Annotated in this window: 16 protein-coding genes and 1 tRNA gene; 2 read left to right on the forward strand and 15 right to left on the reverse strand. The window is 65.1% G+C overall.

The genetic code is table 11. The features are described from left to right. Positions 1-1,397, reverse strand: a 1,397-nt coding sequence (gene xseA, locus NTZ26_03915) for an exodeoxyribonuclease VII large subunit (GenBank protein ID MCX6559638.1), incomplete at its 3' end; no start/stop codon positions are given. 172 nt (positions 1,398-1,569) lie between these two features. Between xseA and cysQ the strand changes: the two genes are divergently transcribed. Next, the gene (cysQ, locus tag NTZ26_03920) at positions 1,570-2,397 is read left to right on the forward strand and encodes a 3'(2'),5'-bisphosphate nucleotidase CysQ (GenBank protein MCX6559639.1); all 828 of its coding nucleotides are present in this window, start codon (positions 1,570-1,572) and stop codon (positions 2,395-2,397) included. A 76-nt stretch (positions 2,398-2,473) separates the two neighbouring features. Here the strand turns inward: cysQ and NTZ26_03925 are convergent, their stop codons facing one another. From NTZ26_03925 to NTZ26_03975, 11 genes are all read right to left on the reverse strand, one after another. Continuing rightward, positions 2,474-3,265, reverse strand: coding sequence for a TIGR00282 family metallophosphoesterase (locus NTZ26_03925; GenBank protein MCX6559640.1), 792 nt, complete (start codon positions 3,263-3,265; stop codon positions 2,474-2,476). Next, positions 3,255-4,823, reverse strand: coding sequence for a ribonuclease Y (gene rny, locus NTZ26_03930; GenBank protein ID MCX6559641.1), 1,569 nt, complete (start codon positions 4,821-4,823; stop codon positions 3,255-3,257). Before rny ends, NTZ26_03925 begins: the two co-directional genes overlap by 11 nt. Positions 4,824-4,870: 47 nt before the next feature. Then, positions 4,871-5,194 carry a cell division protein ZapA gene (locus tag NTZ26_03935; protein ID MCX6559642.1) on the reverse strand — a complete coding sequence of 108 codons (324 nt, stop codon included), beginning with the start codon at positions 5,192-5,194 and terminating at the stop codon, positions 4,871-4,873. Beyond that, positions 5,194-5,454: a cell division protein ZapB gene (gene zapB / locus NTZ26_03940; GenBank protein ID MCX6559643.1), complete on the reverse strand. Its 261-nt coding sequence runs from the start codon at positions 5,452-5,454 to the stop codon at positions 5,194-5,196. The genes NTZ26_03935 and zapB overlap by 1 nt, the downstream gene beginning before the upstream one ends. Further along, on the reverse strand, positions 5,451-7,505 hold the full coding sequence (gene pheT / locus NTZ26_03945) for a phenylalanine--tRNA ligase subunit beta (GenBank protein MCX6559644.1): 2,055 nt from the start codon (positions 7,503-7,505) through the stop codon (positions 5,451-5,453). The genes zapB and pheT overlap by 4 nt, the downstream gene beginning before the upstream one ends. Further along, positions 7,502-8,563 (reverse strand): phenylalanine--tRNA ligase subunit alpha, encoded by a 1,062-nt coding sequence (pheS, locus tag NTZ26_03950; protein MCX6559645.1) that lies wholly within the window; start codon positions 8,561-8,563, stop codon positions 7,502-7,504. Before pheS ends, pheT begins: the two co-directional genes overlap by 4 nt. Continuing rightward, positions 8,544-8,906: a 50S ribosomal protein L20 gene (gene rplT, locus NTZ26_03955; protein MCX6559646.1), complete on the reverse strand. Its 363-nt coding sequence runs from the start codon at positions 8,904-8,906 to the stop codon at positions 8,544-8,546. Before rplT ends, pheS begins: the two co-directional genes overlap by 20 nt. A 12-nt stretch (positions 8,907-8,918) precedes the next feature. Further along, the gene (gene rpmI / locus NTZ26_03960; protein ID MCX6559647.1) at positions 8,919-9,119 is read right to left on the reverse strand and encodes a 50S ribosomal protein L35; all 201 of its coding nucleotides are present in this window, start codon (positions 9,117-9,119) and stop codon (positions 8,919-8,921) included. Further along, positions 9,034-9,672 carry a translation initiation factor IF-3 gene (infC, locus tag NTZ26_03965; protein ID MCX6559648.1) on the reverse strand — a complete coding sequence of 213 codons (639 nt, stop codon included), beginning with the start codon at positions 9,670-9,672 and terminating at the stop codon, positions 9,034-9,036. Before infC ends, rpmI begins: the two co-directional genes overlap by 86 nt. A 30-nt stretch (positions 9,673-9,702) precedes the next feature. Then, positions 9,703-11,496, reverse strand: coding sequence for a threonine--tRNA ligase (thrS, locus tag NTZ26_03970; GenBank protein ID MCX6559649.1), 1,794 nt, complete (start codon positions 11,494-11,496; stop codon positions 9,703-9,705). 191 nt (positions 11,497-11,687) lie between these two features. Then, positions 11,688-11,762: transfer RNA gene (locus NTZ26_03975), tRNA-Val, on the reverse strand. Between the two features lie 271 nt (positions 11,763-12,033). Between NTZ26_03975 and NTZ26_03980 the strand changes: the two genes are divergently transcribed. Beyond that, on the forward strand, positions 12,034-12,516 hold the full coding sequence (locus NTZ26_03980) for a metallophosphoesterase (GenBank protein MCX6559650.1): 483 nt from the start codon (positions 12,034-12,036) through the stop codon (positions 12,514-12,516). Between the two features lie 106 nt (positions 12,517-12,622). Here the strand turns inward: NTZ26_03980 and rfaE1 are convergent, their stop codons facing one another. Genes rfaE1 through NTZ26_03995 form a run of 3 tightly spaced genes read right to left on the reverse strand, consistent with a single transcriptional unit; the run spans position 12,623 to position 15,953 of the window. Continuing rightward, entirely contained in the window at positions 12,623-13,597 is a 975-nt protein-coding gene (rfaE1, locus tag NTZ26_03985) for a D-glycero-beta-D-manno-heptose-7-phosphate kinase (GenBank protein MCX6559651.1), read from the reverse strand. Next, complete coding sequence (locus NTZ26_03990; GenBank protein ID MCX6559652.1) at positions 13,594-14,772, reverse strand: PHP domain-containing protein; 1,179 nt, start codon at positions 14,770-14,772, stop codon at positions 13,594-13,596. The genes rfaE1 and NTZ26_03990 overlap by 4 nt, the downstream gene beginning before the upstream one ends. Beyond that, positions 14,769-15,953, reverse strand: a complete 1,185-nt coding sequence (locus NTZ26_03995; protein ID MCX6559653.1) for an O-antigen ligase family protein — start codon at positions 15,951-15,953, stop codon at positions 14,769-14,771. Before NTZ26_03995 ends, NTZ26_03990 begins: the two co-directional genes overlap by 4 nt. Positions 15,954-15,972 lie beyond the last annotated feature (19 nt).

A 15,972-nucleotide genomic window follows, 5' to 3' on the forward strand; every position in this document is an offset into this window, starting at 1 on the left:
ACGGCGGTGAACTCGCCCTTAAAGAACGACACGGCGACTTGATTGCCGGCCTTAACGTCCGCGACGCTGATGATCGGGCGGCGGGCGGCTTCCGGCGCGGCGCTTTCGCGGCCCCAAACCAGGGTGTAGCCCTTCTTCAGGACCGCCAGGGGGCTTTGGGCGTGCAGGCCGGCGGCCAGAGTCTCCCAATCTCCCCGCCAGGCGGCCAGACGGGCCCGGAAGACCGAGGCGATCCGCTGCTCGACCAGGGCGGCCCGCGACGAGCCGTCCCGCAGGCGGGCCCGCAGCACGGATGCCATCCGCTCTTCCCCCAGCACGGCGCGGGAGCGGGCTTCGGCGATCTGGCGCTGGCGGCTGCGGATCGCCTCCCAGGCTCGCCCTTCCAGGTCGTCAACGCCTTGCTCCAGCCCGCGCAGGAGGAGACGGAAGCCCTGGAAGGCGCGATGCTGGGCCAGAGCGGTCAGCTCGTGGCGCCGCTCCTGTACGGAGAAGCGCAGGCTTTGCCCGGCCCGGCGCTCCAGGTTGGCGATCCGATCGGCGAAGGCCTCCTCGGTCGCCACGACCAGCTCGGCCGCGGCCGTGGGGGTCGAGGCCCGGATGTCGGCCACGAAGTCGGCGATGGTGAAGTCGACCTCGTGCCCGACGGCCGAGATGACCGGGATGGGCGAGGCGGCGATGGCGCGGGCGACTCGCTCCTCGTTGAACGACCAGAGATCCTCGATCGAGCCGCCGCCCCGGCCGACGATAAGCACGTCGAGGCCGGGCATGGCGCCGAGCGTCTCGATCCCGGCCACGATATCGTCGGCCGCGCCATCGCCCTGGACCCGAGCCGGATAGATCAGAACATGGAGCTTGGCCGAGCGGCGATCCAGGGTCCGCAGGATGTCGACGATGGCCGCCCCGGTGGGCGAAGTCACAATCCCGATGCGCTTGGGCCGGAGCGGGAGCTTGCGCTTGCGGGCCGGGTCGAACAGGCCTTCGGCCTTGAGCTTCTCCTTGAGCTGTTCGAAGGCCAGCTGAAGGGCGCCCTTGCCCTTGGGCTCAACCCGGTCGATGATCAATTGATAGGCGCCGCGCGGCGGATAGACGTCGATCTTGCCGCGGCAGACGAACTGCTGGCCGTCCTTGATCTCGAACTTGAGCCGGGCGGCGTCGCCCCGCCAGATGACGGCCGGGATGGAGCTGCCCGCGTCTTTGAGGGTCAGGTAGATGTGGCCCGAACCGTATTTGCGGGAGTTGGAGACTTCGCCTTCGACCCAGACCTGGGGGAAGGCGGTCTCGAGGGCGATCTTGATGACCGAGGTCAGCTCGGTGACCGAGTAGATCTTGTCTTTGACGACGAGCGTGCCGGGGCGGACGACGTCGCGGCCGAGAGGGGGGGCGTTCTCTTCCTTCATGCCAAGATCCGAGGTCTTAATCAACGGTATTATACCGCAAGAATTTCATTTCGTCGTCCCGAGAAGGTAGGGGTCAGGTCTTAAGATATGAGATATCTAATGTTTCAGTTGAGAAAACTTATATCTTAAGACCTGACCCCTATTGTTTGTTAAAATGAAGCCGATGGACTCGATGACGCGCATTGCCCTGGCCCTGCGGGCCGCCGTCGCCGCGGGCGACGAGATCATGGCTGTCTATGGTGGGGAATTCGCGGTCGAACACAAGGATGACCGCTCCCCCCTGACCGAGGCGGATCGACGGGCCCATGCCCGCATAACCGAGATTCTCCTCCCCGCGGGCGTGCCCATCCTCAGCGAGGAAGGCCGCGATATCCCCTACGCAGAGCGCCGCGGGTGGCCGCTGCTCTGGATTGTGGATCCCCTCGATGGGACCAAGGAATTCATCAAGCGGAACGGCGAATTCACCGTCAACATCGCCCTGGTCCGGGAAGGGCGGCCTGTTTTCGGGGTGATCTACGCCCCGGCCGCGGACGTCCTTTATCTGGGCGAGGAGAAGCTGGGCGGATTCAAACTTGCGGCCGACAGGGCCATCCTGCGGGCCATGGTTTCGCCGGGGGGGAATCCCGTCGAACGGTTTATCCGCCTGGCCATCCGGCTTCCGTTTGAATCGGAAGCGCGGCCATTTACGGTCGTGGCCAGCCGCAGCCATCGCAGCCCCGAGACCGAGGCTTATATCGAGGCACTGCGCTCCGAACACGGTGATCTGATCCTGGCCTCGAGCGGCAGTTCGCTCAAATTGGCGCTGGTGGCGGAGGGTTCGGCCGACATCTATCCCCGGTTCGCGCCGACTATGGAGTGGGATACCGCCGCGGGTCAGGCCGTGGCCGAGGCCTCGGGCGCGCGGGTTTTATCGGCTACGGACGGCACCCCCCTGGTTTACAACAAGCCCGCTTTGACCAACCCCTGGTTCATCGTAAAGGGGTCAGGTCTTAAGATATAAGTTTTCTGCCAACGATCGTTGACGTTAAGAGAGAACAATCTCTTCGAAACTTATATCTTAAGACCTGACCCCTATTTTAGTTAATGATGATCAATTCGCGGGTGATGGACAAAGCCCGGCCCGAATCCGAGTCGATCTCGATATAGACCGCCGACAAGAACAGGTTGTCCTTGGCCGGCTCGAACCGGACCGGCCGCGCCAGCAGGAACTTCTCGATGGCCTGCTCCTTCTGGATGCCGATGACCGCGTCCCGGCTGCCGGCCATGCCGGCGTCCGTGATATAGGCCGTGCCGCCCGGCAGCACCCGCTCGTCGGCCGTGGGCACGTGGGTGTGGGTGCCGACGACGGCCGAGACCCGCCCGTCCAGGTACCAGCCCATGGCTTGCTTCTCCGAAGTCGCTTCGGCGTGCAGGTCGACGAGGATGCACGGCGTCTCGCGCCGCAACGCCTCGACCGCGGCGTCGGCCGTCCGGAACGGGCAGTCCAGCGCCTCCATGAAGACCCGCCCCTGCAGGCTCAGCACACCCAGCTTCCGTCCGCCCGCCCCCGTCGCCACCGTCGTGCCCCGCCCGGGGTTTCCCGGCGGGTAGTTGGCCGGCCGCAGCAGCCGCGGCTCGTTCTCCATGAAGGCGATACCTTCCTTCTTGTCCCAGATATGGTTGCCCGAGGTCAGGACGTCGAGGACGGCGAAAAGGTCGCGGCCGATTTCCGTGGTCATGCCTGCGCCGCCCGCCGCGTTCTCGCCGTTGGCCACGACGAAGTGGGGGCGGTACTTCTCGCGCAGCCCGGGCAGGGCGGCGCGCAGGGCGTTGCGGCCCGGCCGGCCGATGATGTCCCCGACGAATAGGACCCCGGTTTTATCGGGCATATTCGACCGCCCGCATCTCGCGGATCACGGTGACTTTGATCTGGCCGGGATAGTCGAGCTCGTTCTTGATCTTGGTGGCGATATCCTTGGCGATCAGCGCGGCCCGGTCGTCGGCCACCTTGCCGGCGTCGACCATGATCCGGATCTCGCGGCCCGCCTGCAGGGCGAAAGCCTTGGCCACCCCGTCGAAGGTCTTGGCCAGGCCCTCGAGCTTTTCGAGCCGCTTGATGTAGGTCTCCAGCAGCTCTCGCCGCGCCCCCGGCCGGGCGGCCGACAGGGTGTCGGCCGACTGGACCAGGACCGCTTCGATGGAGGGGAAGTCGACGTCCCGATGGTGCGAGGCGATGGCGGCCACGACGGCCTCCTTCTCGCCGTACTTGCGGCAGAGCTCGACGCTGAGCTCGGTGTGGGTGCCCTCGACGTCCCTGTCCACGGCCTTGCCGATGTCGTGCAGCAGCCCCGCTCGCAGCGCGGTCTGGGTATCGAGCCCCAGCTCCGTGGCCATGGCCGCCGACAGAAAGGCGACCTCCTTGCTGTGCTGGAGGACGTTCTGGCCGTAGCTGGTGCGGTAGCGCAGCCGGCCCAGCATCTTGATCAGCTCGGGGTGGACATTCTGGACCCGCAGCTCGTAGGCGGCCGACTCGCCTTCCTGGCGGATCGTCTCCTCGAGCTCGGCCTTGACGTTCTCCACGACCTCCTCGATCCGGGCCGGGTGGATGCGCCCGTCCAGGACCAGCCGCTGGATGGCCAGCCGGGCGGCCTCGCGGCGAATCGGATCGAAGCTCGAGAGAATAACCGCCTCGGGCGTATCGTCGACGATGATGTCGACCCCGGTGGCCATCTCCAAAGCCCGAATGTTGCGCCCCTCGCGGCCGATGATGCGGCCCTTCATGTCGTCGCTGGGCAGGTCCACGACCGAGACGGTCGATTCGACCACGTGCTCGGCCGCCGAGCGCTGGATGGCGCCGCTGATGATCTCGGCCGCCAGAATCCGGCTCTTGGACCGGGTCTCTTCCTCGATCCGCTTGACGACCTGCACGGACTCGAGCCGCGCCTCGTCCTCGATCTTCTTGATGATCTGGCCTTTGGCCTCTTCCTGGGTCAGCCCGGAAATGCGCTCCAGCTCGGCGATCTGGGCCTTGGTCATCTCGGCGACCTTGGCTTCCTCGGTCTCGATCTCCTTCTCCTTCTGCAGAAGGCGCTTTTCCTTGCCCGACAGCTCCCGCTCGCGCTGGTCGACGCCGCGATACTTGCGGTCGAGCGTCTCTTCCTTGTGGATGAGCCGGCGCTCCATGTCGGTCAGCTTGCGCTTCCTGTCCTGGGTCAGGCGCTCGAACTCGGCGTCGGCCCCGGACAGCTTCTGGCGGCCCTTTTCCTGGGCGTCCTTGACGATGCGTTCGGCCTCCTGGCCGGCCTTGTCGACGACGGATTTGGCTTCCTGTCCGGCTTTCAGCAGGCCCTTGGCGCCGGAGCTTTTTTTGATCAGGATGAAGAGAACGGCGGCCGCGAGGATGACGAGCGCGGCCAATAGTCCGATGGCGATCGGATCCTTGAACATGGTCCCTAACCTCCTTCCGAGGTCAAGGCGAAGAGAGGCGGCGCGGATTACGGCGCGGTTTTATCCAAACCGCGGTAGGCGCCGTCGGGGGCGAGGCTGCCCTCCACCCGATCGATTTCGGATTCCATCTGGCCGAGCACGGCGTCCAGTTGATCGAGCTCTTTCCGGCTGGCGAAACATTCGTCGGCGATATTCATCAGCGCCAGGACGGCGATCTTCAGGGGATCGGAGGAGCGGGATTTCACGGCAATCTCATGCATCTTTTGATCAACGTAGGACGTCAGGCGGCCGACGTAGTCTTCATCCTCTTCGCCTTTGACCCGAATCTTGTACATTCGGCCAAAGATTTCAATATCCAGAACCTTATCCATCAGAGTCCCAGTTTGTCGATTTGGGCGATGATGGCGTCAATGCGTCCCTTCAACGTCTCCCTTTCATTTTCGTATCTTTTCGCTTCTTCGTCAAGCCTGGCGGCGCGCTTGGCCAGGTCCTCCATATCCTTCTTCTCGGCCCGCAGGTCCTTGACCTGGGCCTTGAGCTTTTCGTTCTCGGAGCTGAGGCGGTTGATGAACTCGACGACGTGGCCGATCTTGGCCTCCAGCACTTTCAGGCGCTCGAGCTCGGTGGTCATGATGCTCCTCCTTCCCGGAGCCGGATCCCGAAGGCCGCCTTGAGGGCCTTGACGACCTTCTGCTCGGACTTGTCGACGTCTTCGGCCGTCAGAGTGGCCTTGGGGTTGCGGTACGAAAATCGCAGCGACAGCCCGACTTGCCCGTCGGGGGCATTGGGCCCGGCGTAGCGGTCGATGAGGTCGAAGCTTTCGAGGTGCGCGACGTCGAGCTTGGCCGCGGCTTGCCGAATCTCGGCGAAGGCGACCTCCCGTCCGACCCAGAACGACAGGTCGCGGACGACGGCCTGGTACTTGGGCAGGGGGACGAACTCGAACGGCCGCGGCTTGATCTTGAACAGCCGGCCGAGGTCGATCTCGGCCGCGAAAACCGGGCCTTTAAGGCCGTAGGCGGCGAGGAGGCCCGAGGCCAGGCGGCCCAGCCACCCCACCGGCTCGCCTTTGACTAGGAGAGCCAAGGATTCCTCCCCGTCGCAGACGGGGTGGGGCCGGGCGACGAAGCCCGTGGTTTCGTAGCGCAGCGATTCCAGGACCGATTCGACCGCCCCCTTGATGTGGAAGAGGTCGGTCTCGACGGGCGGGGTTTTCCAGTGGGCCGAGCCCAGGGGGCCGGTCGAGAGCAAGCCCAGGGTCAGGTCTTCGGCGGTAGCCGCGTCACCGGCCCAGCGGTAGACGTTGCCCGTCTCGAAGATGTGGACGCTCTCCAGGCCGCGGTTGAGGTTCCAGGCGGCGTTCTCCAGCAGCCCGCCGAGAAGGCTCGTCCGCAGGATGGCGGCTCGGGCCGAGAGCGGATTGCGGATGGCCACGGCCGTCTTGCCGGATCCCAGCCTTGCGTCGCGCTCGGGGTCGGCGAAGCTGGGGTTGATGGCCTCGTCGAAGCCGTAGTGGAAGAGGCGATCGGTCAGGCGGCGCATCTTCGGCTCGGGAGTCGGGACCGGCTCCAGGACTAAGAGAGGCGGCAGGACGACCGGAATCTTTTCGTAGCCGAAGAAGCGGGCGATCTCTTCGATCAGATCGGCCTCGCGCTCGATATCGACCCGGTGCGAGGGGACGAGGACCATCCAGGCGCCGGCGGAGCGGTGCCGCAGGCCGAAGCCGAGGTCGGTCAGCGTCTTCTCGATGAAATCCGGCGGCACCTCGACCCCCAGCAGGTCGGACGTGCGGCGGGCCCGCAGGGTGATCTCGCGCGTCTTGCGCGGGCGGGGATAGACGTCGATGAGGTCCTTGCTGGCCCGGCCTCCGAACTCGGTCATGAGCGAGGCGGCCATCAGCGCGGCTTGGGGGGCGAAGCCGACGTCGGCGCCCCGCTCGAACCGGTAGGAGGCGTCGGTGAGGACCTCCAAGGCCCGCCGGGTGCGGCGGATCGAGCCGGGCTCGAAGCAGGCGCTCTCGATGAAGATGTCGGTCGTCGTGTCGAAGACGCCGGAGTCGAGCCCGCCCATGACGCCGGCCACGGCCGAGGCTTTCTTTTCGTCGGCGATGACGAGCATGTCGGGCGAGAGGGCGACTTCGCGGCCGTCCAGAAGCGTCAGGCGCTCGCCCTTCTTGGCCCGGCGGACGAGGATGCGGGGGCCGGCCACCCGGGCCAGGTCGAAGGCGTGGATGGGCTGGCCGGTGGCGAAGAGGACGTAGTTGGTCACGTCGACGACGTTGTTGACCGGGTTGAGCCCCATGGCCGCGACCCGCTTGCGGAGCCACTCGGGCGAGGGCCCGATCTTGACGCCGCGGACCACCAGCCCGCAGTAGCGGGGGCAGAGGTCGTCGTCCAGGATCTGGACGTCGACCAGCTCGGCCGTTCGGACGGGGAGCTCGGCCATCGGCCAAGTCTTTTCCTTGAGCGGTCTTCCGAGCATGGCTGCGACCTCGCGGGCCATGCCCAGGTGCCCCAGGGTGTCGGGACGGTTGGCGTAGGTCTCGACGTCCAGGATCACGTCGCCGTCCTTTTCCTCCCACTCCTCGGGGATGAGGCCGATCATGGTCATCCGGTCGATGAGGGCCTTGAGCGGGATGTCGACGTCGACGAAGTCCTTGAGCCAATCCAGACTGATCTTCATCGGAGGGTGAACTGCCTATTGAAGCGAAGGTCGTTTTCGTAGAAGAAGCGGACGTCGGGGACACCCATGGAAAACATGGCCAGGCGTTCGATGCCCATGCCGAAGGCCCAGCCCGAGTACCGCTCGGGGTCGATATTGACGTTCTTGAAGACCTGCGGGTCGACCAGACCCGCACCCAGGATCTCCTTCCAGCCCGTGCCGCCGCAGACCCGGCAGGCCGGGTCCTTCTGGCCGCACTGCAGGCATTCGATGTCGACTTCGGCCGAAGGCTCGGTGAAGGGGAAGAAACTGGGCCGGAAGCGGACCTTGGTTTTCTCGCCGAACAGCCGCTTGAGGACGTACTCCAGGGTGCCCTTGAGATGGGCGAAGGTGACGCCTTCGTCCACGACGAGGCCCTCCATTTGGAGGAACATCGGGGCGTGGGTCGGGTCCGGAGTCTCCTTGCGGAAGACCTTGCCCGGGATGATGATCCGGATGGGGGGCTTCCTCTTCTCCATGACCCGGATCTGGACCGGCGAGGTGTGGGTCCGCAGCATCAGATCGTCGGAGATGTAGAGCGTGTCCACGTTATCCCGGGCCGGGTGGTTGGGCGGAAAGTTAAGAGCCCCGAAGTTGTAGAAGTCGGTCTCGATCTCCGGCCCGTCCTCGATGGCGAAGCCCATGTCCAGGAAGATTTTTTCGATCTCCCGCTGGAAGAGGCGCAGGGGATGGGCGGCTCCGTAGGGCCGGCGCTCGCCCGGCAGGGTCGGGTCCGGGACGGCGGCGACGACGGCGTCCGCGGTCCCGGCCGTCGCCACCCGGGCCTCCAGGGCGTCGAGGACCGACTGGGCCTCGGCTTTGAGGGCGTTGACCAGACGGCCGGCTTCGCGCTTGTCCTCAGCCGCGACCGACTTGAGGTCCTCGAAAAGAAGCGTGACGACGCCGCGCTTGCGGCTGAGGAGCTCGTTGCGGAGCTCCTCCAACGAGCGAGGGTCCCGGACTTCGTCCAGAGCCTCCTGCAGCCGGAGGCGGTGGGCGTCGATCCGGGCCTTCAGCTCGTCAAGGCTGGGCGACGGCATCTTTGGCTTTCGCGGCGATGCGCCCGAAGGCCTCGGGCGCGTTCACGGCCAGCTCGGCCAGGACTTTGCGGTCCAGCTCGATCTGCAGCTTCTTCAGTCCGTTGATGAACCGGCTGTAGGTCACCCCGTTGAGGATGGCGGCGGCCTTGACCCGGATGATCCAGAGCCGGCGGAAGTCGCGCTTGCGGGTCCGCCGATCGCGGTAGGCGTACTGCAGGGCGTGCTCCACCGCTTCCATGGCGGTGCGCTTGTTCGAGCTGCGGGCGCCCCAGAAGCCCTTGGCCAGCTGGAGCGTTTTGATGCGGCTGTTCTTTCTCTTCGGTCCGCGTTTGACTCTCGGCATAATCGTTCTCCCTCAGAATTCGTAAGGCAGAAATTTCTTGATCACGGCGCGGTCGGCTTTGCTGACCACCGCCTTCTGGCCGAGCCCGCGCTTGCGCTTGGACTCTTTCTTGGTCAAGATGTGGCCTTTATTGGCCTTCTTGTGGACCACCTTCTTGCGGGCGGTCACCTGGAACCTCTTGCTGGCTCCCTTGTGGGTTTTTAACTTTGGCATCTTTGCCTCCTATTTTCGTGGGTACGAGGAGGGCCGACACGGCCCAGTCCAATCTCCGCGGGCCTCCGTCCAGCTTGCCCAGCCCGTCGACGTCGATCGTGACCTTGTCCAGGACCTGCTGGCCGAGCTCGGGACGGGACTTTTCCCGGCCCCGCAGCATGACCGTGATCTTGACCTTGTTGCCTTCGTCGAGGAACCGTTTGACGTGGTTCAGCTTGAAGGTGTAGTCGTGGACCGAGATTTTGGGCCGGAACTTGATCTCCTTGATCTGGACCTGCTTCTGGTTCTTCTTGGCTTCGTGCTCCTTCTTGTGGAGCTCGTACAAGAATTTGCCGTAGTCCATGATCCGGCACACGGGCGGATTGGCGGTCGGGGCGATTTCGACCAGGTCCATTCCGCGCTGGCGCGCGAGGGCGAGAGCATCGGGGCCGGACATGACTCCCAGCGGCTTTTTCTCGTCGTCGAGCACGCGGATCTCGGGGTTCCGGATCATCTCGTTGGTCCGGTGCGGCCGCTGCTTGGTCGGGGGCGGAAACGGGTGTCTGCGGTAAATGGGGGCTCCTCCTTCGGAAATTCACATAATTTATAGATTGACGGTCAGGGACCGCGAATCGATCAGGGTCTTGAGGCGGGCGAACAGGGATTCGATCTCGACGCCGCCCTTGTCGCCCTGCCCGTGGACGCGCAGCGAGGCCGTGCCGGCGGCGGCTTCCTTGTCGCCGCAGATAAGCAGGATGGGCACCTTGTGGTGCTCGGCGTCGCGGATCTTGTAATTGAGCTTCTCCCGCCGCAGGTCGGCGTGGGGGCGCAGGCCCGCCGCCAGGCAGCGGGCGGCCAGCTGTTCGGCGTACTCGCCGTGGCGCTCGGCGATCGGGATGATCTCGATCTGCACGGGGGCCAGCCAGAGCGGGAAGTTGCCGTTGTAGTGCTCGATGAGGATGCCGAAGAAGCGCTCCAGCGAGCCCATTAGGGCCCGGTGGACCATGTAGGGCTGGTGCTCCTTGCCGTCCTCGCCGATGTAGGTCATGCCGAAGCGGGCCGACATGTTGAAGTCGAACTGGATGGTGGTGCACTGCCAGTGGCGGCCGAGGGCGTCCTTGACCTTGATGTCGATCTTGGGGCCGTAGAAGACCGCCTCGCCCTCCATTCGCTCGTAGGGGAGGCCCCGGGTCTCCAGAGCCTTGACCAGCGAGGCCTCGGCCCGGCACCAGCGGTCGTCGCTGCCGCAGTATTTGGCCAGGTTGTGCGGGTCGCGGACGGATAGCTCGATCTTGTTCTCGACGAACCCGAAGTCGGCCAGAATGCTCAGGGAGAAGTCCAGGACGCGCAGGATCTCGGCCTCGATCTGGTCGGGCGTGCAGAAGATGTGGGCGTCATCCTGGGTGAATCCCCGAACCCGGAGCAGGCCGTGCAGGGTGCCGCTCCGCTCGTAGCGGTAGACGGTGCCCAGCTCGGCCCAGCGCAGCGGCAGGTCGCGGTAGGAGCGCATCCGCGATTTGTAGATCTGGATGTGGAGCGGGCAGTTCATCGGCTTCATGTAGTAGTTCTGCCCGTCGATGTCCATGGGCGAATACATGCCGTCTTTATAGAAATCCAGATGGCCCGAGGTTTGGAACAGGATCTCGCGGGCGATATGCGGGGTGTAGAGGACGTCGTAGCCGCCGGCCCAGTGGCGCTCGCGCCAGTACTGCTCGATGATGGCCCGGATGCGGGCGCCTTTGGGGTGCCACAGGATCAGGCCGCTGCCGAGATCCTCGCTGGTGGAGAACAGGTCCAGCTCGGGGCCGAGGCGGCGGTGGTCGCGCTTCTTGGCTTCCTCGAGGAGGGTTAGATAGTCGGACAGCTCCTTCGCGGTCGGAAAGGCGGTGCCGTAGATGCGCTGCATCTGGACGTTGCGCTCGTCGCCTTTCCAGTAGGCGCCGGAGACCGAGGTCAGCTTGAAGTGCTTGAGCAGGCCGGTCGAGGCGACGTGCGGACCCAGGCAGAAATCGAGGAAGCCCTCCTGGCCGTAGGTGGAGACGATATCGCCGCCTTTCTCTTGGATCAGCTCGACCTTGAGGGCCTGGCCCCGCTCGGTGAACAGGCGGACGGCCTCTGCCTTGGGCATCTCGCGGCGGACGATGGGGACATTCGCCTCGGCCAGCTCCCGCATCCGGGCTTCGATGGCGGCCAAGTCGTCGGAGGAGAAGGGCTCGGCCCGCAGGAAGTCGTAGTAGAAGCCGTTCTCGACGGCCGGGCCGATGCCCGCCTGGGTGCCGGGGAAGAGATCCAGGACGGCGTGGGCCAGGAGGTGCGCGGCGCTGTGGCGCAGGGTTTCGAGGGCGTCCCCCGCGGCCGCGGGGCCGGCGCTTCCGTGGGCTGTCTTGTCATCGTTCATCGTGCTGTCCATGTCCTTCGTTTTCGGTCCGCCCGGAGGGCAAAAAGGCCTGCCTCTCGAATAAAGCCGGTCACTGGACCCCTTCTTCCCAGGAAAAATCCGGTCCGGCCATCAAATGAATGCGGCCGGTGTCGCGGAAAACGTGAGGCGATGCATTTTATTCAAGCCGTTTCGCTTACTCGCGGCGTGAGTGGTAGGCGCGGAGGGGATTGAACCCACGACCTCTTCCGTGTCAGGGAAGCGCTCTCCCACTGAGCTACGCGCCTGTTTATCAACGCTTTAAAGCGCGTATAGTCTAATGAAAACGCCCCTGGAGGTCAAGAAAAAAGAGGGGGGCACGGAATACAAAGGGCCAAACACACTCACACCCCCAGCGAGGGTGTTCGTTCCGGCCGGCTCGGTCGCTCTCCCTGCCAAGGGCAGGGAACCGTGCCCGCTCCCTCGCCGATGGGTTTGGCCCTTTATATTCCGAGCCCGAGAAAAAGAAGGCCTATATTGAAGCTTCGCTTAAATCGGCCCGGAGGGTATAATCCGGATGTGATTGGGATTTTATCCGACTCCCACGACAATCTGAACGCCATCAGGGATGCCGTCCGCCTGATTCGGGCCGCCGGTTGCGACCTGCTCATCCATGCCGGCGATTTCGTGGCTCCCTTCGCGGCCAAGGAACTGGAGGACGCCGGATGCCCGGTGAGGGCCGTTTTCGGCAATTGCGATGGGGAAAAAACGGGGTTGCGCAAGGCTTTACAGCCGTTCGGGTCGATCCGGGAGGCTCCGCTCGTCTTGGAACACGGTGGGCGCAAGATCTTGGTCGCCCATCTGGATGTTTCGGTGGCTCAATATATCGCCAACAGGGGATACGATGTCGTCGTTTACGGCCATACGCATCGGGCGGAGGTCCGGCGGTCGGGCGGGACGGTCATCATCAACCCGGGGGAGACGGGCGGTTGGGTGACCAAAAAGAGGACAATCGCTCTTTACGATCCCGCGGCCCATGAAGCGGAGATCATCCCGCTTTAATAATAGGGGTCAGGTCTTAAGTTATAAGGTTTCTAGGATTATTGGCGGAAATTGTCAAAAAAAGCAAAAAATTGCTTGAGAAAACTTATATCTTAAGACCTGACCCCTAATTGTAGCGGTTGAGGGACTCGATGAGCTCCTCGGGAGAGCAGGTCGCCGTGCCGATTTTGCCGACGACCACACCGGCCGCGGCGTTGGCGATGACCGCGGCCTCCAGGATCGAGGCCCCGCCCAGCACCGCCAGGGCGGCGGCGGCGATGACCGTGTCCCCGGCGCCCGTCACGTCGAACACTTCGCGGGCGATGGTCGGGATGTGGATCGGCTTCTTGTTCCGCTCGAACAGCGACATGCCCTGCTCGCCCCGCTTGATGATCAGGTAGAGCGTCTCGATCAGGCTCATGATCTCGCGCCCGGCCCGCTCGACCTCGGCGTCGGTCAGGCAGGCGTGCCGGACGACCTTGGCGGCCTCGTGGTGGTTGGGCGAGATGAACGTGATCGGCGAATAGATGGCGAAGTTCTCGACCTTGGGGTCGACGAAGACGGGGATGCGCCGGGCCTTGGCCAGGGGCAGGACCCGCTCCATGAGCGTCCGGGTGACGATGCCCTTGTTGTAGTCCGAGACGATGATCCCCTCGGGCTCGTCCTTTTCGATGAAAGCCAGAATCCGGGCTTCGATCTCGGCCGGGACGGGCTTTTTACGCTCCTGATCCACCCGGACGACCTGCTGGTGATGGGCGATGATCCGGGTCTTGACGGTGGTCGGCCGGGTGCGGTCGACTAGGATGCCGCGCGTTTCGGCCGCGTTGCGCTTGATCCAGACGCCTTCGGCGTCGTCGCCGACGAGCCCGACCAGGACGGGCGAGGCGCCCAGCCCGGCCAGGTTGCGCTCGACGTTGCCCGCTCCGCCCAGGGCTTGGGTGCTGCGCAGGACTTCGACCACCGGGACCGGGGCCTCGGGCGAGATGCGCGAAACCGTGCCCCAGATGTACTTATCCAGCATCAGGTCGCCCAGAACGAGTACGCGCCGGTCCTTGAACTTCCGGACCAGGCGCCGCAGCTTGGCGGTATCGCAGGTGATCATGGCTTGTCCTTGAATAAAAGGATGGAATTGGAGGCGATCCAGGGGACGTCGCTCCGCAGCGGCGTCCGTTCCCGCAGATAGACCTCGGCCCGGTAAGCCCCCGGCTCGATCGTCTCGTAGACGAGATCGGCTCCCCGGCTTGACGCGACCGGGCGCCCGTCCCGTAGCAGCCGGATCTCGTGGGCGAAGCCGAACGGCGCCCGGACGATCAGGCGGGCCGGGCCGCTTTGGCTCGAATCGACCGCGACGGAACTGCCCATGGGCGTGATTCTACCAGAACGGACGGCCCAAAAGCGAAAGCCGTCCGCATCCGCCGCCGCCTCGATCGCGTTGTAGAAACGCCCCGCATGGAGGGCGCCGAAGATCTGGCGGCGCGCGGCGTCGAATCCGCCGGCCGGCCTCTCTTCGAGCAGGACATGGAGATGGAAGAGGCGGAAAAGCGTTCGGTAGGCGAAGTGGGCGTCGGCGGCGTAATAAGCTCGAACCGAGCGGGCGGCCCCCCAGCGGTCCCAGGCCGCGATCTCGCGCTCGGGCCGGGTGACGAGCGCCAGCAGGGCCGCGTCCGGCCGCAGGAGCAGGAGCGGAGCGAAGAGGAGGGAGCGGGGCAGGGAGCGCTTGACCTCGGTGTCCGCGTTCAGAATTTCCAGCCCGGAATAGCCGGCCCACTCGCCCCAGGACCAGCTGACCTTGGAATAGGGGTGGGCGATGACCGTGAAACCGCCCAGCGCGGCGGCTTCGCCGGCCGCGATCTCGGCTGCCCGGTCAAAGTCGCGAGCCGGCGCGTCGAATCCCAGGGCGACGAGATGCCCGCGGTTGGACGAGATCTCGGTGCCGCAAAGCACAAGCACGCCTTCGGCGCGGCCGGCGGCGGCCAGAGCTTCGCGGTTGGGCGCGCCGTGGTCGGTCAGAACGACGAAATTGAGCTTGGCCTCGGCCGCCGCGGCGGCGATGGCATCGACCGTGCCGCTGCCGTCCGAGAACCGGCTGTGCATGTGGTAGACGCCCTCGATCTCGAAGACGCGCGGGATGTCCGCGGCCGCGACAACACTCGGGGCGCCCGCCGCTTCACTAGTGCTGCCGTAGCGGCGAAAAGAGAGGCCGCGCCAGCCCAGCCAGAGGGCGTAGACAACGACGGCCAGGATGAGCCCGCGGCGGACGATGCGGCCGGCGCTCATGCCGACGGCTCGTCCGCCTCCGGGCCGAAGGGCAGCGCCAGCAGCAGGAGGAAGAGCTGGGCGACCTCGGAATCGCCGAAGTTGTATTCAAAGAAGCCGGCCACCAGGAGCAGGGCCAGGGCGGCCAATCCGCCGGCGGCCAGGGGGCGGATCGCAGGGCCGCCTGTTCGGAATCGCCGCAGGAGATGAACGCCGGCCACGGCCAAAAACGCCAGCCAGGCGGCCAGGGCGGGGATCCCGCGCTCGGCGGCGATCTGAAGGTAATTGTTGTGTAGATGGACGCTGCGGCGGGCATAGTCGCCCAGGCCGTAGGCCGGATCCTGGAAAAGCTCGTCGACCGTATCGGGGCCCGTCCCGAAAATGGGCTTCTGCCCGATGATTTTCAGACCGGCCCGGGCATACTCGATGCGGGCGATATTGGAGGGGTCGCGGCGATCGAAGATGCTGCGGACTCGAGATTTGACGATCTCCGGCCCGGCGAAATAGAGCAGAACGGCCAGGACCGGGGCGACGATCAGGGCTTTGGGATTCCAGAGCCCCAGAAGCAGCACCGCCGCTGCGCCCACGCCCAGCCAGGCATTGCGGGTCAGGGTCATGACCAGCGCTGCTCCCGAGGGAGCGAGAATGATGGTCCAGGCCAGCCGGGCCTTGCCTTTGGCGAACAGCGCTTGGGCCATGGCGAAGGCGATGAACAGGCCGAGCAGGCCGGCCTGGGTCATGTAATGGCCCATGAAACCCTTGATCCGCTGGTCCGGGCGCTCCCGGCCGGCAAATTGGATGATGGCCAGGACGGAAGCCGCCGTGCCCGACAAAAAGAGAGCCGTAAGTGGGAACTTCAGGTCGGAGAGGCGGCGGAAGGCGGCGACGACGAGCGGGACGAGCAGCACGATCAGCAAGTCGCGCGAATCCTTCACGCTGGCCCGGCGATCGATGGAGGCGGCCGCGGCCGCCAGCGACAGGGAGACATAAAGAAGAAGGGGCCAGAAGAATGCGGGGACCGAAAAAAGGATGTCTTTGCGGATGAGGAGATATGCCCAGACGAGGAGGGCCAGGAACCAAAAGCCCTGCACGAGGCTGATCGAGATCAAGGAGAAGAGGACGGCGGCGGCCGAAGCGGCCAGCAGGGCGATCTCGAGAGGCGCCCGGCCCGCGGCTTTGGGTTGCAAGTCGTTTGTAGTCATGGAATTCCAACCGACCGAT

Source organism: Candidatus Aminicenantes bacterium, from assembly GCA_026393855.1.
Classification (GTDB): Bacteria; Acidobacteriota; Aminicenantia; order Aminicenantales; family UBA4085; genus UBA4085.